Source organism: Neptunomonas sp. (assembly GCF_041601355.1).
Classification (GTDB): domain Bacteria; phylum Pseudomonadota; class Gammaproteobacteria; order Pseudomonadales; family Balneatricaceae; genus Neptunomonas.
The window spans coordinates 1-20465 of the sequence record NZ_JBFIIH010000076.1 but is presented as its reverse complement, the minus strand read 5'-3'; the positions used below and the strand labels follow the sequence as shown (position 1 = coordinate 20465).

The 20465-nt window shown below is 45.9% G+C and carries 22 protein-coding genes and 6 tRNA genes; 7 read left to right on the top strand and 21 right to left on the bottom strand.

Going from position 1 to position 20465, the window contains the following annotated elements:
- The 3 genes from ABY436_RS12625 to ABY436_RS12615 all read left to right on the top strand — a co-directional run.
- The coding region (locus ABY436_RS12625) for an electron transfer flavoprotein-ubiquinone oxidoreductase (RefSeq protein ID WP_372739319.1) at positions 1-1641 on the top strand (1641 nt) is incomplete at its 5' end.
- Between the two features lie 237 nt (positions 1642-1878).
- Positions 1879-2217 carry an MGMT family protein gene (locus tag ABY436_RS12620; RefSeq protein ID WP_372739318.1) on the top strand — a complete coding sequence of 113 codons (339 nt, stop codon included), beginning with the start codon at positions 1879-1881 and terminating at the stop codon, positions 2215-2217.
- An 81-nt stretch (positions 2218-2298) separates the two neighbouring features.
- Positions 2299-3438 carry a DUF484 family protein gene (locus ABY436_RS12615; RefSeq protein ID WP_372739317.1) on the top strand — a complete coding sequence of 380 codons (1140 nt, stop codon included), beginning with the start codon at positions 2299-2301 and terminating at the stop codon, positions 3436-3438.
- Here ABY436_RS12615 and ABY436_RS12610 read toward each other — a convergent pair.
- The 17 genes from ABY436_RS12610 to ABY436_RS12530 form a co-directional block, all read right to left on the bottom strand.
- Positions 3428-3976, bottom strand: a complete 549-nt coding sequence (locus ABY436_RS12610) for a hemerythrin domain-containing protein (protein ID WP_372739316.1) — start codon at positions 3974-3976, stop codon at positions 3428-3430. The genes ABY436_RS12615 and ABY436_RS12610 overlap by 11 nt on opposite strands.
- A 288-nt stretch (positions 3977-4264) precedes the next feature.
- On the bottom strand, positions 4265-4861 hold the full coding sequence (locus ABY436_RS12605) for an HAD family hydrolase (protein WP_372739315.1): 597 nt from the start codon (positions 4859-4861) through the stop codon (positions 4265-4267).
- Positions 4862-5674 (bottom strand): helix-turn-helix domain-containing protein, encoded by an 813-nt coding sequence (locus tag ABY436_RS12600; RefSeq protein WP_372739314.1) that lies wholly within the window; start codon positions 5672-5674, stop codon positions 4862-4864. It lies immediately after the preceding gene.
- Positions 5675-5685: 11 nt separating this feature from the next.
- Positions 5686-6072, bottom strand: coding sequence for a hypothetical protein (locus ABY436_RS12595; protein ID WP_372739313.1), 387 nt, complete (start codon positions 6070-6072; stop codon positions 5686-5688).
- A 76-nt stretch (positions 6073-6148) separates the two neighbouring features.
- Complete coding sequence (pepN, locus tag ABY436_RS12590) at positions 6149-8788, bottom strand: aminopeptidase N (protein ID WP_372739312.1); 2640 nt, start codon at positions 8786-8788, stop codon at positions 6149-6151.
- A gap of 12 nt (positions 8789-8800) precedes the next feature.
- Positions 8801-9631, bottom strand: a complete 831-nt coding sequence (locus tag ABY436_RS12585; RefSeq protein WP_372739311.1) for a DUF2797 domain-containing protein — start codon at positions 9629-9631, stop codon at positions 8801-8803.
- 13 nt (positions 9632-9644) lie between these two features.
- Positions 9645-9911 (bottom strand): YeaC family protein, encoded by a 267-nt coding sequence (locus ABY436_RS12580; protein WP_372739310.1) that lies wholly within the window; start codon positions 9909-9911, stop codon positions 9645-9647.
- 76 nt (positions 9912-9987) lie between these two features.
- Complete coding sequence (locus ABY436_RS12575; RefSeq protein WP_372739309.1) at positions 9988-10836, bottom strand: rhomboid family intramembrane serine protease; 849 nt, start codon at positions 10834-10836, stop codon at positions 9988-9990.
- Between the two features lie 21 nt (positions 10837-10857).
- On the bottom strand, positions 10858-11835 hold the full coding sequence (locus ABY436_RS12570) for a metallophosphoesterase (RefSeq protein WP_372739308.1): 978 nt from the start codon (positions 11833-11835) through the stop codon (positions 10858-10860).
- Between the two features lies 1 nt (position 11836).
- The gene (locus ABY436_RS12565) at positions 11837-12718 is read right to left on the bottom strand and encodes an NAD(+) kinase (RefSeq protein WP_372739307.1); all 882 of its coding nucleotides are present in this window, start codon (positions 12716-12718) and stop codon (positions 11837-11839) included.
- Positions 12719-12796: 78 nt separating this feature from the next.
- Positions 12797-13705 (bottom strand): 1-aminocyclopropane-1-carboxylate deaminase/D-cysteine desulfhydrase, encoded by a 909-nt coding sequence (locus ABY436_RS12560; protein ID WP_372739306.1) that lies wholly within the window; start codon positions 13703-13705, stop codon positions 12797-12799.
- A 140-nt stretch (positions 13706-13845) separates the two neighbouring features.
- Positions 13846-13921: transfer RNA gene (locus ABY436_RS12555), tRNA-Val, on the bottom strand.
- Positions 13922-13975: 54 nt separating this feature from the next.
- A tRNA-Asp gene (locus ABY436_RS12550) sits at positions 13976-14052 on the bottom strand.
- A 27-nt stretch (positions 14053-14079) separates the two neighbouring features.
- Positions 14080-14155 (bottom strand) — tRNA-Val (locus ABY436_RS12545).
- Between the two features lie 137 nt (positions 14156-14292).
- A tRNA-Asp gene (locus tag ABY436_RS12540) sits at positions 14293-14369 on the bottom strand.
- A gap of 26 nt (positions 14370-14395) precedes the next feature.
- A tRNA-Val gene (locus ABY436_RS12535) sits at positions 14396-14471 on the bottom strand.
- A 56-nt stretch (positions 14472-14527) separates the two neighbouring features.
- Positions 14528-14604, bottom strand: a tRNA-Asp gene (locus tag ABY436_RS12530).
- 287 nt (positions 14605-14891) lie between these two features.
- Here ABY436_RS12530 and ABY436_RS12525 point away from each other — a divergent pair.
- Positions 14892-15431 carry a SecY-interacting protein Syd gene (locus tag ABY436_RS12525; protein WP_372739305.1) on the top strand — a complete coding sequence of 180 codons (540 nt, stop codon included), beginning with the start codon at positions 14892-14894 and terminating at the stop codon, positions 15429-15431.
- 43 nt (positions 15432-15474) lie between these two features.
- On the opposite strand, the gene ABY436_RS12520 is transcribed toward ABY436_RS12525, so the two are convergent.
- The gene (locus tag ABY436_RS12520; protein WP_372739304.1) at positions 15475-16140 is read right to left on the bottom strand and encodes a DNA-3-methyladenine glycosylase I; all 666 of its coding nucleotides are present in this window, start codon (positions 16138-16140) and stop codon (positions 15475-15477) included.
- A complete protein-coding gene (gene msrB, locus ABY436_RS12515) occupies positions 16137-16568 on the bottom strand; it encodes a peptide-methionine (R)-S-oxide reductase MsrB (protein WP_372739303.1) in 432 nt (143 codons plus the stop codon). The genes ABY436_RS12520 and msrB overlap by 4 nt, the downstream gene beginning before the upstream one ends.
- Before the next feature lie 231 nt (positions 16569-16799).
- Here msrB and ABY436_RS12510 point away from each other — a divergent pair, with 231 nt between their 5' ends.
- The 3 genes from ABY436_RS12510 (at position 16800) to ABY436_RS12500 (ending at position 19532) form a co-directional block, all read left to right on the top strand.
- Complete coding sequence (locus ABY436_RS12510) at positions 16800-18014, top strand: pyridoxal phosphate-dependent aminotransferase (RefSeq protein ID WP_372739302.1); 1215 nt, start codon at positions 16800-16802, stop codon at positions 18012-18014.
- A 198-nt stretch (positions 18015-18212) separates the two neighbouring features.
- The gene (locus tag ABY436_RS12505) at positions 18213-18581 is read left to right on the top strand and encodes a hypothetical protein (protein WP_372739301.1); all 369 of its coding nucleotides are present in this window, start codon (positions 18213-18215) and stop codon (positions 18579-18581) included.
- Between the two features lie 123 nt (positions 18582-18704).
- Positions 18705-19532, top strand: a complete 828-nt coding sequence (locus ABY436_RS12500) for an HDOD domain-containing protein (RefSeq protein WP_372739300.1) — start codon at positions 18705-18707, stop codon at positions 19530-19532.
- Between the two features lie 38 nt (positions 19533-19570).
- Here the strand turns inward: ABY436_RS12500 and ABY436_RS12495 are convergent, their stop codons facing one another.
- Positions 19571-20056: a hypothetical protein gene (locus ABY436_RS12495; RefSeq protein WP_372739299.1), complete on the bottom strand. Its 486-nt coding sequence runs from the start codon at positions 20054-20056 to the stop codon at positions 19571-19573.
- A partial coding sequence (locus ABY436_RS12490) for a class I SAM-dependent methyltransferase (protein WP_372739298.1) occupies positions 20049-20465 on the bottom strand: 417 nt, incomplete at its 5' end. The genes ABY436_RS12495 and ABY436_RS12490, both read right to left, overlap by 8 nt.

Below are 20465 nucleotides of genomic sequence, written 5' to 3'. Positions count from 1 at the left end.
TCAATGGAATTTGATGTCGTCATCGTAGGTGCCGGGCCAGCGGGATTATCTGCTGCGTGCCGCTTTATGCAGATGGCCAATGAACAAGAACAGGAATTAACCGTCTGTGTGGTCGAAAAAGGTTCTGAGGTCGGTGCACATATCCTCTCGGGGGCGGTGATCGAATCCCGCGCGCTGGATGAGCTTTTCCCGAACTGGAAAGAACTCGGTGCGCCGCTCACTACACCGGTGACAGACGATGAGCTGTACCTGCTGAAAAACAACGAGAAAGCCACGAAGCTGCCCAACGCCTTCATCCCTAAAACCATGCACAACCACGGCAACTATATTGTCAGCCTGGCTAATCTGACCCGCTGGTTAGGAGAGCAAGCTGAACAATTAGGGGTTGAGATCTTCCCGGGGTTTGCGGCGTCTGAAGTGCTGTTTAATGAAGATGGCAGTGTTAAAGGGATTGCGACCGGCGATATGGGCGTCGCCGAAGACGGTTCCGAGAAAGATGGCTATATGCCGGGCATGGAGCTGCATGCTAAGTACACGCTGTTTGCCGAAGGCTGTCGCGGTCATTTAGGTAAGCAGCTCTACCAGACATTTGATCTGGATAAAAACGCGGATGCCCAGCATTACGGCATCGGGATTAAAGAGCTGTGGGATATCGACCCGTCTAAACATAAACCAGGATTAGTCGTACACGGTTCAGGCTGGCCCTTAGAGGGCGGCACCAGCGGTGGTTTCTTTATGTACCATGCTGAAAACAATCAGGCTTTTGTCGGTTTAATTGTCGACCTTAACTATGCCAACCCATACGTGAGCCCGTTTGATGAGTTTCAGCGTCTCAAGCATCATCCGGTACTGAAGCAGTACCTGGAAGGCGGTAAGCGTGTTTCTTACGGTGCACGCGCCATCGCTAAAGGCGGCTTTAATGCACTGCCAGAGATGACGTTCCCAGGCGGCCTGCTGATCGGTTGTAATGCCGGCACACTCAACTTTGCCAAGATCAAAGGTACGCATACGGCGATGAAGTCCGGCATGCTGGCCGCCGAAAGCGTCTTTGACGCGATCAAAGGCGGCTGCAGCGGTGGCAAGCAACTGGAAAGCTTTAACAGCGCTTTTAAAGCCTCATGGTTACATGATGAACTGTATCGTTCGCGTAACTTCGGCCCGGCCATGCACAAGTTCGGTCCCTATTTAGGAGGCGCGTTCAACTTTATCGACCAGAACATCTTTGGCGGTAAACTGCCGATTACGCTGCGCGATAATCATGAAGACTATGCACAGATGCGTCCGGCCAAAGAATTCACGCCGATCGACTATCCAAAACCGGATAACGTCTTGAGTTTCGATAAACTGACCTCGGTATTTCTCTCCAACACCAATCATGAAGAGAACCAGCCGTGCCACCTGGTGCTCAAAGACAGCAGCGTGCCGCTGAGTAAGAATCTGCCTTTATATGCAGAACCGGCGCAGCGTTACTGCCCTGCCGGCGTATATGAAATCGTTGAGAATGAAGCCGGCGAAGCAGCCTTCCAGATCAACTCACAGAACTGCGTTCACTGTAAAACCTGCGATATTAAAGATCCGGCGCAGAATATCACCTGGGTAACGCCAGAAGGCGGTGGCGGGCCTAACTATCCAAATATGTAGCGGGCCTGATATATAACAGACCTAATATGTAGCGGGCTAAATATGTGAGCCCCACTATGTGACATGCCCGGTATCTAGTGCTTTTATAGATAAGCTTCATATGCTTTAGCCCGGTTTTCCGGGCTTTTTATTTGCCATATTATACAGCCAGCGGTTGAAGCCTGGCGCATAACAACTTAGATTGGGATAGGCTCTCATATTATAGGATCCAAAAATGCGATCAGAAGCGCAATATTCATGCCTGTAACAGAGAACCCTGTCAGCCATCACGTCGTCACTTATGATGAAGCGATTTGGAACGCCGTTGGATACATTCCTCATGGAAAAGTCGCGACATATGGCCAGATTGCCGAACTTGCCGGTTTTCCCAGAACAGCCAGAGCCGTAGGCCGCGCTTTATCAAAGCTTCCTGAAGACACACTTATTCCATGGTTTAGAGTGATTAACGCTAAAGGCGAAATATCATTTCCTATAGGCAGTGACAAATATAAAACTCAAAAACAACACTTGCTCGATGAGCAGATTGTGTTCAGAAACGGAAAAATAAACTTAAAATCTTATCGCTGGAAAGTATAAGCGTACATTTACAAAACTAATGCTTCAGCAATGGGTGTGAGTGTCGATAATAAGATAATGATGAGTCATTAAGTACGGATTATGCATAAAAAAGAAATTGAATCCGAGAACATAGAACTCAAACGTGCTCTGCGCTTAACCGCTAAGAAAATAGAGCACAATGAAATAATTCTCAATCGTTTTTTTGATGTTGAGCTACGCTTGCTCGCCTGCCATAAACTATCAGATCTGCTAGACCTATTACTAAACCACTTTAAAGAAATCTTTCGTCTCTCGGCCGTATCAATCATTCTTTTTGATCCGGAACAGATAGCTCTGGATCTACTCGAAGATATCCCAGACAAGAATCGCAGCCAAATAAGGCTAGAGCCCGACCAGAGGCTGTTACGACAGCTTTACCCTGATTTAGCACTGCAGGCAGGTGAAGTAGACTTAAACACCCGTAAAGCCATTTTCCCCGATAATCCCTATATTCTCAGTGTTGCTATGATGCCCTTGATTCGCCAGAATTGTTTAATTGGAAGTTTGCACCTGGGGGCTCAGGATATCCATCGCTATACCGTCGACTACCGTTACGACTACCTCGCTCACCTCTCCTCAATCATCTCAGTCTGTATCGAAAACTGTATCAATCATGAGAATCTGCACCGCCTCAGCATTATCGACATGCTAACCAGTACACATAATCGACGCGCATTTGATATCGAGATAGTTAAAGAGATCACGCGGGCCAACCGCAACAGTGAACCGTTGAGTTGCTTATTTATCGATTTGGATCACTTCAAAAAAGTGAATGACACCTACGGCCATCAAACAGGAGACAGAGTACTCAGAACTGTCGGACGACTACTTAAACAGCTTCTGCGAAAAACCGATCTGGTAGCCCGCTTTGGCGGTGAAGAATTTGCAATCCTGCTACCTGGCTGTGCCGAACAACAAGCCTCAGTCGTTGCCGAAAACCTACGTGAAAAAATAGCTACCCAAATCTTCCGCAGCATAACCGGTGTCCCCTTTCGTATTACTACTTCACTCGGTTACTCAACATACGATGCTGAACAGACCGAATGCGACACAGACCTTAAAATACAAGCAAGCACACTACTCCGCTTATCTGATGCGGCACTTTACGAAGCCAAACGCCTGGGAAGGAATCGTGTATGTTATGAGGCATTTACCGCAAGCATAGCAAATGCCCCTGATAGCCATTTAATTACGAATTAATATCTCTCATCAGCTCTGCATATAAAGATTTGTACTCTTCGGTACGCTTTTCACCAAATAGTGGATCTGCTTCTACAGGGAGTTGTTTCTCTACCTTTTTCCAGTCCGCATTGGTTGCCGCTTCATTCAGCAGAGGAAAAACTTTGGACTCTTCAAAGTCTAAATGGGCTTTTTCGTTTGAAACAAAGGCCTCAAGCTTAGCAATGAAATCATCCATAGGAACGACTGCATCGTGCAACACACCATCAATTGTTTCGAGCAAAGCATGCGCATAACCCTTCAGGTTTACATGTGCATCTTCACATTCCTTCATCACAGCGTCTAATTGATTGTTTTTGCCATGAAAGTAAGCAAAAAGCTTATCTTCTCTCGGATGATGATAACCTTCTGCATAGGTGGCAATATAGCTAATAACATCAGCCATTAAACTAATATTGGGCTGACTTCCTTCTTTTAGCTTAAGAATCTTTTTATCCAGAATCTCAAGTAGTTTTATGAGATTCACATGATCCTGATGTAACTCTGATACAACTGTCATATCATTACCTCCTTATTAATACTTTCACTATAACCCAGGCCTAAAAATTAATTTTGACAGAAATCAATAACTCAAGTGGGATACCCTATACTGAAAGAATATAAGTAATTAATGGGTAAGAGTATTATTCATTTAGCTATAACTCATCACTTAAAAAACTTTTATAAACATACAGATCAGTAATTCGCAGATTAGTTCAAACAGGCGAAGCCTCTATCACAGAGCAGAACGACCAGTAAAATCAAAAGCAAAGCGAAAAGCAGACGTAGCAGTAAAGCTAAATCAGAGTTATAACAGCTCAGATAATTCGGATAAGGATTTAAAACGATAATCAGTTAACGCTGGCCATTGCAGCTCATCATTATTACTGACATGAATCGTTCGACAGCCCGCTGCGCGGCCCGCCAGCAGGTCATATTTATAATCTCCGACCATCATTACATCGTCAGCAGAAACGCCCCACTGTGAAATAAGTGCTTGTATTCCATGTGGCTCGGGCTTTGGAAGCGCCTCATCCCGGCCGATAATACATTCATCTGAAAAGTGTGATGACAACTGTAAAACAGACAAAGATAATTGCGCAAATACTTTGGTGTTGCGGGTAACAATGCCTAATCGGCACTGCTTACGCGTCAATAACCTGATTAATGAGTCAACGCCTTCAGCAGACTTTGTCTGCAATGCATAAAAATGCTCTAACTGATCAAGACGTTCTGATTTTTGACGCCGCTGCACGTCAGGCAACGAAGCCAGATGTAATAAAATATCCTCATCAGGTGCGATATCCAGTTCTCTCCGAATATAGGCAAAGTCATGCACCGGCTGGGTTAGCGTCCCATCCAGATCAAAAATCCAATACTCACACCGCTTCAGAAATTGAAGCATTTAGTTTTCCTCAAGGGTCAAAGCAGAACGATGCTGAAGCAAGAGATCTACCTTATCTTCAAGACGCTGGATCGCAACCTGACTTTGCTCAAAGCTCGCATCATCAATTAAAAAACGTTCTAGTTTCTCAAGGCTATCCTGACTATCTTTGAGTGTTTGCAGTAAGTTTCTGGAGCGTTTCTTTGTACTATCCGTAATCCGGGCTAAACGACCCAATGTGCGCTGCAGTTGACTGTCAAGGTCATGTATATGTTGGGAGACGGCCAACATATCACTACTTAATGATTGGTTGATGCTGCCTACTTGCGATTCAAGCTGAGAAACGGCGGTTCTGAAACGAGACAAAAATTTATCGCCTTCACTGTCCATAAAGATCAACAATAGCTCTTCCGGATAAAGTGCCCGGTTGCGGCCCTCTGCTCTGATCGAATATTCGCCACGCGGCGAACAATATGGCTTCAGATGCCCTGAAGGCACCTCAATCCTCATGATGGGCTTCGCTTTCAAATTTTCGATATAGATCTGCACAGCGACGTTAGGATAGCAATCCGTTGCTTTATTGATAATCATCAAGCGTGCATTATCATCCACCTCACAGCCCACAACCTTACCACGCTGCAGACCGTCAGCAGTGGTATATTCATCTACACCGATAAGCAAGGTTCCACCGTGAGGGGCGTTCGCCAACGCGACAATATCGCTACTTTTAACGCCACTGACGTCACGTTTAAAATCGACATTATCCGTTTCTGTAGATGCCAGCATCTGACTCGTACGCTGAGTCAAACGCTGATACTCTCGCTTGAACGCCATATGCTTACAATTTACTTATAGAGTCTGTCATTAAAAGGATCGAGTGGCGTTTCCATCATTTGGTCATCCCGGTAATACAATATGCGCCCTTCAAACTTTAATCCCTTACCCGCAAACCAGCGCTCAGTATCTTCTCTACCCTCTTCTGCCGCACCAACTTTCATTGAAGCCATGAAAATCCGGTAGAAATACAAACCAAACAAAGCAGCCGAAGCACCCAGAAAAAAGTCCGATGCCAATGCAAATAGCAATGCGATTACGCCCGCCACCCATACCCGGCTTGCACGAGCTTCCTTAGCGATTTCATTGGCTATCTCATATTGATCCTGAAACTTGAGATAACGTCGAAAATTTTGCTGCAAATTAAATTTATCTTCAGATGAAAGCTTCCGATCCATCAGCACACCTATACATTAAATATTATTGTTTAAGAAGATCATCTGTTATGACAAACAGATGATCTGCTTAGTTCTATCATGCCAGACTTTTACTCACAACCTCGAAAACATCTCGCGACAACTCACCGCTATCCATAATGCGCTGTAACTGAGCTTTCATCATCTCCTGACGCTGTGTGTTATAACGCTTCCAGCGCGTCAGGGGAGTGACTAAGCGAGAGGCTATCTGCGGGTTCAGATTATTCAAGGTAATCACCTGATCGGCAAGAAACATATACCCGCTGGCATCGATGGCATGAAAATTCACCGGGTTGAGCGCACTGAAGCCTGCGATTAAACTGCGAACTTTATTCGGGTTGCGCATATTAAAAGCATCATGCTGCATTAACGCTTTAACCTGAGATAAGGTGCCTGCTTGCGGATTAGATGCCTGTACCGATAGCCATTGATTAACCACCAGCGGCTCATGAGACCAACGCAGATAAAACTGTTCAAGAATAACTTCTGCTGCTTTTTGATATCCGGAATGCACAACAATGCTCAGCGCTGCCTGACTATCCGTCATATTGTTCGCTTCATGGAACTGGGCCAGCGCCAACTCCAGATGATCCTGCTTTTCGGTCGCTAACAAGTACCCCAGGCAGACATTTCGTAATGCTCGTCGAGCAATACTGACGGCATCAGGGGAATATTTATCATCACAAGTACATGCCTGGTACGTTGTAAGCAGCTGCGCTTCAAGTTGTACGGCTAATTGCTGACGCACAAAATTACGCACATGATGGATAGCATCAACATCTATCTCTTCAGCCAGTTCGCTAAGATAAGGCTCAGACGGCAGCGTCAGCACTTTTGCCACCATGGCTTTATCTAAAGATTCATCCGCTAAAACGACTTTAAAAGCCTCACCTAACTGCTTGTCAAGTATCAGCTTTTTATCATTTTGATAATCTTTAATGAGTGATTGCAGAATATCCACGCCCAACTTTTGTGCCGCCTCCCACCGATTGAAGCCATCACTGTCGTGACTCATCAGAAAGGTCAGGTTTTCACGCGTGTAAGGATAATTCAACTTTACCGGTGCGGAAAAACCACGCAATAAAGAAGGCACTGGTCGCTCGGCAATACCGCTAAACTCAAATGTCTGCCGGGTTTCGTGCAGCTCTAATATCTGCGTCGTTACCTGTGCATCTCCATCAGACAAGACCAGATCTTCTCCCTGACTATCCAGCAAGCCAATAGCGACAGGAATATGGAAAGGTGCTTTTGTGGCCTGTCCCGGTGTTGCGGGACATGATTGAGAAATCGTCAGGCGATAGGTTTGTGCGGCCGCATCAAACTCATCAGACACAGCCAATACCGGTGTACCCGCCTGGTTGTACCAATTTCTGAAGTGCGTAAGGTCACGCCCCGAAGCATCCTCCATCGCCTTAACGAAGTCTTCAGTAGTGACTGCCTGACCATCATGACGCGAGAAGTATAAGTCACTGCCTTTACGGAAAGCCTCCGCACCTAAAAGCGTATGAATCATGCGCACGACTTCAGCGCCCTTTTCATAAATAGTCATGGTGTAAAAATTTGATATTTCGATAAATGAGGCCGGTAAAATCGGATGCGCCATCGGGCCGGCATCCTCAGCAAACTGCGCGGTACGCAACAAAGCAACGTTTTCTACACGCTTCACTGTACGTGAGTTCATATCTGCCGAGAACTCAGCATCACGAAACACGGTGAAGCCTTCTTTGAGGCTTAGCTGGAACCAGTCGCGGCAGGTTACCCGGTTACCCGACCAGTTATGAAAATATTCATGAGCAACCACCCCTTCGACACGCTGAAACCCCGCATCGGTGGTCGTTTCAGGGCTGGCTAATACACACGAGGTATTAAACACATTCAGCCCTTTGTTTTCCATGGCCCCCATATTGAAGAAGTCGACCGCGACAATCATATAGATATCCAGGTCGTATTCACGACCATACACCTGCTCGTCCCAACGCATCGCATTAATTAAGGATTGCATGGCATAGTCAAGCTTATCCAAATCCTTATCAGCTGCATATATACGTAAGGCGACGTCACGCCCACCTGAGGTTGTATACTGATCTTCGATCATTTTCAGATCACCGGCAACCAGCGCGAAAAGGTAGGCGGGTTTAGGGTGCGGATCTTCCCAGGTTATCCAATGGCGGCCATTATCAGCATCTCCTGTGGCAACAGGGTTACCGTTAGACAGCATCACTGGATAGGCGCTTTTATCGGCTTCTATCGTCGTTGAAAAAACCGACATAACATCGGGACGATCAAGATAGAAGGTAATGCGACGGAAGCCTTCTGCTTCACACTGGGTGCAATAGACCCCCTCTGAACGGTACAAGCCTTCAAGGGCTGTATTTTGATCAGGATGAATCTCTACTTGCGTTTCTAAAACAAAGACGTCAGGTACGCTGGATATCTGTAAACCTTCGTCAAGACGCTGATAATCGCTTTCATTAAGCAGTTGCTCATTCAGCATAATTCGGCAAAGCTTCAGCGCTTTATCACCCTGAAGCTCAAGCCCTTGTGGTTTTTGCTGGCATTCAGGGTTACGCCGCATCGTCAATTTAGTGTTAACAATGGTACGCTCTGATTCAAGCTCAAAACGTAACTCCGTCTGATCTATCAAAAAAGAAGGCACCTGGTAGTCTTTCAGGTAGATTACTTCTGGTTGTTCTGTCATGAAAATTAACCCCTATTCTGAACTCAGTTCTATCTGATAAGACGTATATTTACGCATATTAATCACCCCGGTATCTAACATCAGATACTGCCCCTTAATCCCCAGCAATACACCTTCCACATCCGGTGTTTTATCAAGATTATGCGTGACGACCTTGCTTGGATACTGAATGACGGGATATTCAATCATCAGCGTTTGGCTATCTTTTATCGGCTGTATCGCCTGTATGCCATGAATATCCTGTAATGCAGTAATATCATCGAAGCAGCGCTGTAGCATCTCATCACGCTTGCTTGCCAGATCCAGCAGGTCAACCTGCCCTTTGAGCATTGCTCTCCAGTTAGTTCGATCGGATAGGTACTCGCCATAAATTCTCTCAACCAGACCCGACTGCAAACGCGTTTGAACATTAAATACAGGCAAGGCCTGTATCGCGCCCTGGTCAATCCAGCGGGTTGGTACTTGCGTAGCACGCGTGATGCCGACCTTGACGCCAGAAGAGTTAGCCAGATAAACAACATGGGGAACAAAACAATGCCGCTCGCCCCACTCCGGATCTCTACATGTACCTGCGCTAAAGTGGCATTTTTCAGGGCTCATAATACAAACATCACACTGCGGTAAACGTGTAAAACATGGGTAGCAATAACCCTGACTAAAGCTCTTTTTAGTTTTTCTGCCGCAGTGCAGACAATTAATCTCTCCCAGTGACCGTATGCGAATCTTCTTTTCCAGCAAGGAATTGACTACAAGATTGCTCTCGCCTAACTGAAGTGAGTAAACGACACGCTCCGCTAACTCCGTATGCATTTTACTTAATGCACCAACGCCTAATATTTGCATTTAACCATCTTAATTAATGAGTATTTAAAATTTTCAATACTTCGGGTTCCAGGGGATCAGCACCATGCTGAGCACCATCTTTTCTGGTGCGATCGATAAAACCAGTGCGCTGATCTTGCGGAAGATGCTTTTCATCATACGCAATAACAGCACGCATACAGGTGTCACGCTGCTCAGTTGATAGCTTTTGACCGCTAGGCCATTTACCCAATTCGATCGCACGTTTAAGCGATTGATGAATTTGTGGTGTCATATTTTCAATTAGTTCTTCATATTTCATAGTAACCTCCTCACAAAAGGGTTCACTTTTTAACGACCCAAATCTTGAAACCCCTAATTTTCAAAGCTCCAAAGCTTCAAAGGCTCGCTTCACGCTTAAAAATCATACGCACCAACGGAACCGCCAGTAACCCGGCAATTAATCCGGCAAGGTGCGCCGTATTGGCAATAGCGCCAAAGCCAACCGCCTCTAATAAACCGGTATATCCAAGGATCAGCCAGAAAACCATAAAGATCATTAGCGCAGGAGGAAATCCAAAAAAAGGAATCCTCGCCTGTTTATCCCATAGCCATGTATAGGCGAGAACCGCATAAACCACCCCTGACATACCGCCAAACATCGGCCCTGAAATCCAGAATTGTGCAATATTTGATACGACTGACGCCCACAGAATCACCACGAAAAAAACCGATCCGCCCTGTAACTGCTCAATCCGCCGCCCTATAACCCACACCCATAAAGAGTTAAACAGAATATGTGGCATATTAAAATGCATGAAAATAGGTGTCACAAATCGCCACAATTCAAAAGATCGGATGGACTCAAACAGGTGGGTATAGATCAGCTTCTGGCCATCGATACGAAAATCAGTAATGGTCAACCAACGCATCAGCTCATTCTGACTGCCAAAGCCAATGGCAAACGTAATAACCGCACTGATAATGATTAAACTGATTGTCCACGGAAAATCTAAAGGGTTCATACGCTGATGAAGCGGTCTTTGCACCTTTATATCCGTCAGGTTGGCACCCTTGCGCCATTGCTCATAAATGAATGCCACACGCTCCGCATTAACATGGCGCGGCACCCAAAGCGCCTGCGTTTCTTCATCCTCAATAATTCGATGAGGTATCTCATTCTGCCAGAGAAATTCTGCAAACTCTTTTAAATCAATACTTAATGATACTTCGAAAATTTTAATCATATTTAATTCTATACGGCCAGATTACTGAGGCCTTGTTATTTCCGCCCGGACATCAACCCAAACAAATTTATCCGCACGTAGCTTACTTTCATAATCGTAGCGATACGCGACCAGCTTTCCATATTTAACAGCGGAGTAATCCAGACAGGCGATATTGTCACTCACAGGCCTGGGCTCACCTTCACACCAGTAATGCCCGATAAAAAGCGGCTTTTCTGTTTCAGCATAATGCACAAGATCTTTCCGATTGTCTTCGGATAACGGCGTTCTGGCAATATGCTCAGGTAAAGGATCAGGCTGAAATGCCACATCAATAAAAAACTGAGGCTCTACCGCCCAAAACTTAGTCCTGAAAAAACGCCGTTTAAAACCATCACGACTTACCATGACCTCATCATTTGGCAGCTTAAGATGCGTACCTCTTAATAAACGATCCATCAGCACCCATTCAAAGGTACCGGGAATAGCCGAACGATACAGGAAATCATCATTGATCCGGTTCCCGCCGAGCATCTCTTTAAACTGATCAATTAACGCCTGATGCCAACAAGCATGCACAACCCGAAAGTCTTCCATTTCAAGAAACAGCGGCATCTCCTTCATCCACTGCAAAAAGTCACGCTTATCCTGCGGATATGGATCCAGTTGCTGTAAAGTTTCCTGAAGTATGCGCCGATGGCGTTGCGTATGCTCTCTAAGATAAGGTTGCGTGTCAGGGGTACGACTGGGGGTACAATAACAAAGCAGGTTATATTCATGGTTACCCATGACAATCTGCGCATGCCCGGCATCGACCATATCACGCACAATATGTAATGCCTCGCGGATATGAGGTCCACGATCTACGATATCACCTAAAAAAATAACCTGGCGGCGAGGGTGAAAGTATATACCGTTCTTTTTGCTATACCCCAGACGCGCCAACAACATCCTTAAGCTAAGACCACAGCCATGGATGTCCCCTATAAGATCAAAACCTTCGAAACGTCTGACCGCCACGTTATCTCCCCAACTTCGTACCCCAACCCAGTTTCTCTCGGCAGGTACGGTAAAAGTCATAATTCAAAGGATGTAGCAATTTAAGCTTATGCGGTTTTTTATGAATGGTAATAACATCACCCGGCGCCAGACTAATATTAATCTGGCCATCGCACGACACGGTCGGGTAGGTTTCATTATCTTCACTAATAACCAACTTTAACTCGCTGTTACCATCCACAACAATAGGACGGCTGGACAGTGTATGAGGAAACATAGGCACAAGCACAATCGCATCCAGCTTAGGATGCATAATCGGCCCCCCTCCCGACAACGCATACGCGGTCGATCCGGTCGGTGTAGAAACAATCAGACCATCGGATTTCTGAGTATAAACAAACTGGCCTTCGATATAGAGCTCAAATTGAATCATTCGTGTCGCTTTACCCGGATGCAGAACACAATCATTCAACGCGGTGCCTTCACCGATAGGCTCACCTCCACGCTTAACAATCATATCCAGCAGAAAGCGACTTTCTACCGTATATTTCCCCTCCAGCACCTCAGATACTTTGTCTTCAATTTCATTCGGCGAGATATCGGTCAGGAACCCTAAATTTCCACGGTTTACGCCTAATACCGGCACATGACATTGTGCCAAAGCGCGAGCGGCCCCCAGTAAACTGCCGTCTCCTCCGACCACAATCACCAGGTCGCAGATCTCACCCATTATTTTTTGCTTACAGATCTGCTGGCCATGCCCGGGCATCATTTCTGCATTACGCTCATCAAGGATAGTATTCAAACCCCTATCATGAAGAAAACGCATCAATTGTTTCAGTGTATCGATAACCTGCTTACTACCCAGCCGACCAATTAAACCAATGTTGCGAAAGTGATCCATCTCGTTACCTTATTCTCTTGATGATGAGGTCGTATTATGAGCTACATGATTACCGGCTTAGTAAAAGTTTTCAAGCACTTACACAAGTGATCTGCGTCCCTGCAATCCACCTGTATGCACAAGCGCCAGGGTAGAACCTGGTGGATAAGCATTCTGCTGTACCTTTTCCACAAATCTACGCAGCAATTTAGAGGTATAAACCGGATCCAACAGCATCTTACATTCCTCCTCAAGCATTAACCACTTAGCGCGATGCTCAGTATTCATTTTTGCATACCCACCATAGTGGGCCTCTTTATCCAGGCTCCACGAACAGCGCACAGCAGCGCCTGCAGAGTCGAGTAGCGCCTGAATATCCGCATAGAGAAACTCTCCGCCTTTTAACACAGGGTAACCCTCGACCCTGACCTGTTCTGGTGCGGCACTGACCAAGCCCGCTAATGTACCGCCGGTTCCACAGGCACAAAGCAGATAATCAAGGGATGGAACCTGCTCGCAAATATCAGGCATCAGCTCAGAAACACCCTGTACCGCCCATGTATTAGAGCCGCCCTCCGGGATTATAAAACCAGGACCAATCTCACGCTGCAACGCCGCTAACCATGAGACAGAATGGCGCTGTCGATAACTGGCCCGATCAACGAAATGCAGCTGCATACCCCACTTGCGGGCATCAGCCAGCGTGGGGTTGTCGACCTTTTCTCCACGGATAACACCGATCGAGTCGATTCCAAAAGCCTTAGCTGAGTAGGCAAGAGCATGAATATGGTTTGAGTAAGCGCCACCAAAACTAATAATCCGCGTAGCACCTTGATGCCGGGCAGCCCTGAGATTGTATTTGAGCTTATACCATTTATTGCCACTGATTTGAGAGTGAGCCAGATCAGTCCTGATCATGAACACCTTCAACTGCTTTTCTGCGAAAACTGGCAACATTAAAGGCTGGATGACAAGTGGGGATTGAGAATCAAAAATATCAGTCGTCACATATGCTCCCATGCCAGATGCAGCGTTGCTGTCAATGTCAGTAGATAGCAGCGAATAATGTGACTCAAAAAATGAGTAGGCTGTGAATTTTATTAAAAAAGGAAATTATATAATAGAAAGAGGATCATCTGCGAGGATTATGGTGGGCGTGGAGAGGTTCGAACTCCCGACATTCGCCTTGTAAGGGCGACGCTCTCCCAACTGAGCTACACGCCCATAATACAATGACTGTATTTTTATACTAATAAAATCAGCACGTTGATTTATTAGTGGCGGAATGGACGGGACTCGAACCCGCGACCCCCTGCGTGACAGGCAGGTATTCTAACCAACTGAACTACCACTCCGCATTTTTACATCACATAGCTACATTATGGTGGGCGTGGAGAGGTTCGAACTCCCGACATTCGCCTTGTAAGGGCGACGCTCTCCCAACTGAGCTACACGCCCATAATGCATTTTCTCACATTTTATACTAACCCGCTTTTAAGACTCAATAGCATCTTATCGACTGGCTTCTTGACTCTTATCGCTTAAGTCTTCTCACTTATCTGCAGACTCAACTTTACAGATGACTCTTCGATAAGTGGCGGAATGGACGGGACTCGAACCCGCGACCCCCTGCGTGACAGGCAGGTATTCTAACCAGCTGAACTACCACTCCGCAATTTACATCACATAACTACATTATGGTGGGCGTGGAGAGGTTCGAACTCCCGACATTCGCCTTGTAAGGGCGACGCTCTCCCAACTGAGCTACACGCCCATAATGCATCGGCATAAATTTTTATACTAATAAAATCAGCACGTTGACTTTACTAGTGGCGGAATGGACGGGACTCGAACCCGCGACCCCCTGCGTGACAGGCAGGTATTCTAACCAACTGAACTACCACTCCGTTTTCATTCTGAGGCGTTGACACGTCCCTGAACGAGGTGCGCATTTTAAATACTTTCCCTGCATTGTCAAACGTTTGCAGCAAAAAAACAGATATATTTTTTTCCCCGATATAAACACAGCTTAAGATTTCGCATTTAACGACTGCTGACATGAATAGCATGTGCTCACTTAATAACCAGAACCGTTTTCATTTTTCCCGCACACACCTCAAATATTTCCACCCGCAAGCAAAAAGCACTAAAGTAACGCTTCTTACTTGATAGTTATTAATAATCGCAGGACACAATGCAGATATCAGATACGTTGGAAAATTTTGTCACAAAGTGGCGTGCATATCACAATGACCCATTACCCAGCATGCCCTTTGATCCACAATGGCCTTCACTGTGCTTTGACGCCATTGACCCACAACCGGGTGAGATTCTCAATTGGCAGCCGACAAAGCAGACGCCCGCCTCTGATATGTTCATTCGTTTAGGTGAGGCACTGGATACCAAAATTCATCCTGATATTGCAGAATACTTTAGCTGCTACTGGTCCGATCACTTAAACGCACGGGCACCCGCCGGTGATTTAGTTTTATTGCAGGTTTGGAATGAAGAGGATTTAGAACGACTCAGAGCCAATTATATTGGCCACGCTATGGTAAAAGCCAAGCAAAAACAGCCTTTAAGTTTATTTTTTGCATGCACTGAGCCGGATGATGGAATGCTAACAGTACGTAACGATGACGGCAGCATATGGCTGGAATATCCTGGCAAAAAGCCGGTTAAACAGATCGCCGATAACCTCTGCGACTTTATCAATCAATTGTCACCCCGCTAAACTACACCCCTTAGTCCGCTTAATTGAAACTCTCAAACAGCCCTCACCAACCCACCGTAAAAGACAGCAACCGGCTAATATGGCATAAAGGCCGGTCTGATTCTGCACGCCATTCATTGAAGGCATCCTGCACTTTTTGCAAATCCCGCTTTCCTGTTGGCTTCTTATCGACTATTCCCTGTGCTTTCAACGCCGCCACCACATCATCAGTAAGCACAAAAGTATCTTTTCCCAGCATCCGCAAAAAATACGCCCCGGAGTTACCACCCAGATGCGCTCCCTGCTGCTTAAGTGCGCTCCACAGGCCAATAATGTCCTCTTCCGGCCAATCCGCTAACCAACGAGCACAGCTACCATGCTTTTCTGCTATTTCAGTCAGCATCACTGCGTTCAGGCGAGTCGCTTTGATCTTTCCCCAGTGCCTTATAATCTGATCATTCTGCATTAAACGCTCTAACTGCTCATCACTCATTAAAGCGACTTTATGAGGATTAAAGCCGAAAAACGCTTTTTCAAAGGCGGGCCATTTACTGTCCACAAGCGAATGTTTCAGACCGGCTCTGAAAACGCGCCGCGTTAACGTTGAAAAAATATAGCTCTCACTTAATTGCGCAATCGAGGCATCAGACAAGACCTCTGGCAACATAGACTCCAGCGCTGCCCCTTTATGCTGCAAGGCATGCTCATACAACCATTGGAAGTTTTTCATCTGCTCTGTTCTTCAAAATCAAGAGAAGCAGAATTCACACAATAGCGAAGCCCCGTAGGTTCTGGCCCATCGGGAAATACATGCCCTAAATGCGCATCGCAACGAGCACAGCTGATTTCATCACGCATCATGCCGTGCCGACTGTCCCGATACTCAAGAATGACATCATCACTTACGGGCTCCCAGAAGCTGGGCCAACCACTACCCGAATCATATTTTGCAGAGGACTTAAACAAAGGAGTACCACAACACACGCAGGTATAAACACCCTCTTTCTCATTATGGTAATAAGCCCCTGTAAAAGCCCTTTCAGTTTCTCTGTTGCGGAAAATACTGTATTGCTCGGCTGTTAAAGTGGCTTTCCACTCGTCTTCCGACTTAATAACTTTTCCATTATTACTCATGGAGCTTTTCATAAAGCCTTTCATAACATTATCCTCACTGCCCTGCTGACGCTCAGCCTGGCAAAGCGCTCATCAAGACTAACAGCCAACATCCTCTTTAAAATCAGGAGTATCTGGCTTTTTATAACATAAACCTTAACTCAGCAGCTGTTCTTTTCACATATAAAAAAGCGTATGATTACCAACCTTTTTTATTATTTGTGACTCGCTCGTCAGTACACTCAACAGAGACTGTCGACCTACGGGATTGTTAACATGCCAGTTATCAGAAAATCGAACAAGCTGATCAACGTTTGCTACGACATCAGGGGACCCGTTCTTCAGGAAGCCAGACGTTTGGAGGAGGAAGGTAACCGCATCCTCAAACTCAATATCGGCAACCCTGCTCCGTGGGGATTTGAAGCACCTGAAGAGATTGTTCAGGATGTTATCCGCAACTTGCCCGCCTCACAGGGATATTGCGATTCAAAAGGCTTGTTCGCGGCCCGTAAAGCCATTATGCAAGAGTGTCAGAGAAAAGAGATTGCGAACGTTAGCGTTGAAGATATCTATATAGGTAACGGCGTCTCAGAGCTCATTGTGATGTCCATGCAGGGCTTACTCAATGATACGGATGAGATGCTCATTCCTGCTCCCGACTATCCGCTCTGGACAGCCGCGGTTAGTCTGGCCGGCGGAAATCCGGTGCACTACCTGTGTGACGAGCAGGCTGGCTGGGTGCCGGATATCGACGATATCCGCAGCAAAATAACTGAAAACACCCGCGGCATTGTGGTTATTAACCCTAATAACCCGACAGGCGCTGTGTACCCGAAAGAAATACTGATGCAAATTATGGATCTGGCCAGAGAACATAGCCTGATCATTTTTGCTGACGAAATATACGACAAGATCATCTATGATCAGGCCCTGCATATTTCGATGGCCTCATTAGCAGACGATGTGATCTGCTTAACGTTCAATGGCCTGTCTAAAACATACCGCGCGGCAGGGTTTCGTACTGGCTGGCTTATCGTCAGCGGACCCAAGCACCGTGCGCGCGATTATGTTGAAGGGCTGGATATGCTCAGCAATATGCGTTTATGTGCTAACGTCCCTGCTCAACACGCAATACAAACAGCGTTAGGAGGATATCAAAGCATTAATGAGCTTATCGTTCCCGAAGGGCGACTATTTGAGCAGCGCAACCTGGCCTGGAAGATGCTTAATGATATCCCGGGGGTCTCCTGCGTAAAACCTGAAGGAGCCTTGTACTTATTCCCCAAGCTGGATCCCGACATTTATCCAATTAAAAATGACGAAAAGCTGGCACTTGATCTGCTGCAGCAACAAAAAGTACTTGTGGTACAAGGCAGCGGATTTAACATGCCGGATACGCAACATTTCAGAATTGTCTTCCTTCCCCGTATTGATGATTTGGAGGAAGCAATATCACGTATTGCCACCTTCTTAAAATCTTACGAGCAGTAAGAATCTAATGAACTAATTACCAATTTAAATAGCTCATAAATAGCAACGATAGTATGAGCGGCATTGGCACCGCTCTTTTTAAATCTTTAGTTGTGCAGTACATAAACTCGCGTTACTGTTTGTCATAAACTTTGTAATAACTTTGTCATTAAGCTGACATAGTCTTCTTTCCTGCTAATAACATGTCTGGGTGTCACGATGTTTATCAAGATTAAGAAAAATAGCGGTATTTTCATGGAACACAACGGTTTGGAAAAACAGCACCTGGTGCCTGTTACATCCAACTTTCTCATCAACCTCAATCATGTTGCTGAAGTATCTTTCTACACGATTAAAGAAAAGAAAGTGCGCTACGACCTTGAAAACCATGAGTTTCAACTTCAACCGCACACACGTGTACTGCACCTTCAGATGACTTACACCTATGCCATGATGAAAGAAAATATCAAAGGAAATAAAGGCAACCTGGTCGAGCGCAGCTACTACAAGCTCTATTTCCTGCCTGAAGAGATGGGACAATATGATGAATTGCGCAGCAAAATTGAAGAACATGTTTTAAATCTCTGATTCATCTCAATCTCCACTGGTAAGGCTGCATTTATGCGGCCTTTTTATTTGCGAAATTTCTATCCTCCTCTACGCTGATGCATAGGAATAATTATAACTAATGCGCAAACAGCAAGAGACAGTATGGAAATTAAAGACCTGCTGGGCCAGACCAGCAAGCTACCGAACGTACCTGAAGTAGTCCGTTACTTAATTCAGGCATTAAATAATCCTGATGCTGATTATTCAGATATCGCTAAAAAAGTCAGCGAAGATCAAACACTCTCTTTAAAAACACTTCGATTGGTCAATTCAGCCTATTTCGGGTTGTCTCGGAAAATTTCATCTATTGATGAAGCAACGATCATGCTAGGTATGGGCCGCTTAAAAATACTGGTGATTGCATCCGGCTTCTCTAACTCTGTAGTCAACGTTGAAGGACTGGATATAAAAAAATTCTGGTCAGAATCCTTCAGAGTAGCGGCTCTCGCCCGTTGGTTTGCATCTAAATCCGATGACGTAGATCCTGATATTGCGTTTACAGCAGGTCTTATTCATAACATCGGGCGCTTGTTACTCCATTTGGCGGCGCCTAAACGCGCAAAAGCCATTCAAACACTCATTGAAGATTCTGATCTGAGCCGCAGCGAAGCAGAAATTGAACGAGTGGGATTCACCTCTCCGGAAGCGGGAAAGGCGCTCCTGGATATGTGGAACTTCCCAGCAGAACTTGGTGAGGCAGTAAAACAGCATAAAAAACCCTTGAGCCATGACGACCTTCTTCCTCTGAGCGCCATTTTACACCTGGCATGCTATATCAATGCTTGTATCCGAGAGGCAAGGAATGAAGAAAGCGTCAAAGAGTCCTATCCAACCGCCGTCGCTACGGCAGCCGGCGTGGCACCCGAGACCATCGACCAGCTCGGTGAGGCAATTATGCTAAGATCAGGCCCAGGTGGTTTAACTGAATAACATAACAGGGAGACAAGCTAAGTAAATCGGATGAAATGTTAACTAATATCGCACGCAGCCAGGCAAGCCAGAAGGTCATTGACATCATCCATTGCGCGATGGTTTCGTACCTGAGCATTAGCAACCAACCGATACTGAATCAACTGCCCACCGCCAAGCACTTTATCAATACCCTGTACCTCAAATGAAGGATTCATCCTGGCGGATTCATACAGACGTCGAATCCAAAAATAATCAAAATCAACGGCGTCACAGGTGAGTGTCTTACCATGAAGCCGCGTGTTAAGTCGCTTACAGGCCTCCCTGACAGACACGCCTTCGGCCAGCAACTCATCAATAGTAATATGGTGAAGATCCTCTGCTGCCGGGTCCCAATCCGTCCAGTTATAACCAGTTGCCGGATCAATCAGGAAACTATCGCTATCGCCCGTCAAACCACACTTCCATGCAATTTCTATCGGATAAGAGCCCGGCCCTAAGCCACTGGCTTCAATATCAATGCAGATGACGGGAATCTTAATCATTGTGTTTAAATACCATTGCTTTAACACCACCTTCAGATTCAAGATCCGGGAAGTCTTCTTGTGTTGGCAGTAACTCAACAAATGAAAACTGCGGGCACTCCTGCGCCATTAAATCCCTGACAAAAGTTTGATTGTGAGCCGGATCATTATGACAAGCTAACACCTGCGCGCCTGGCAAAGCCAACTCAGGCAAGCGTCTTAACACTTTACGATAGTCATTTTCTGCCACAAAACTTCCCGGCTGAAAACTGGGAGGATCTATAATAACTATATCATAAGGCCCCGGCCGCCTGATCCGCCCCCAGGACTTCAGCATATCGTAGGGCATAAAACTGACCTTAGAAAGATCATGCCCATTTAACTGATGATTAGCGCGGCCAATACTCAAGCCGCGTTTGCTCATATCAAC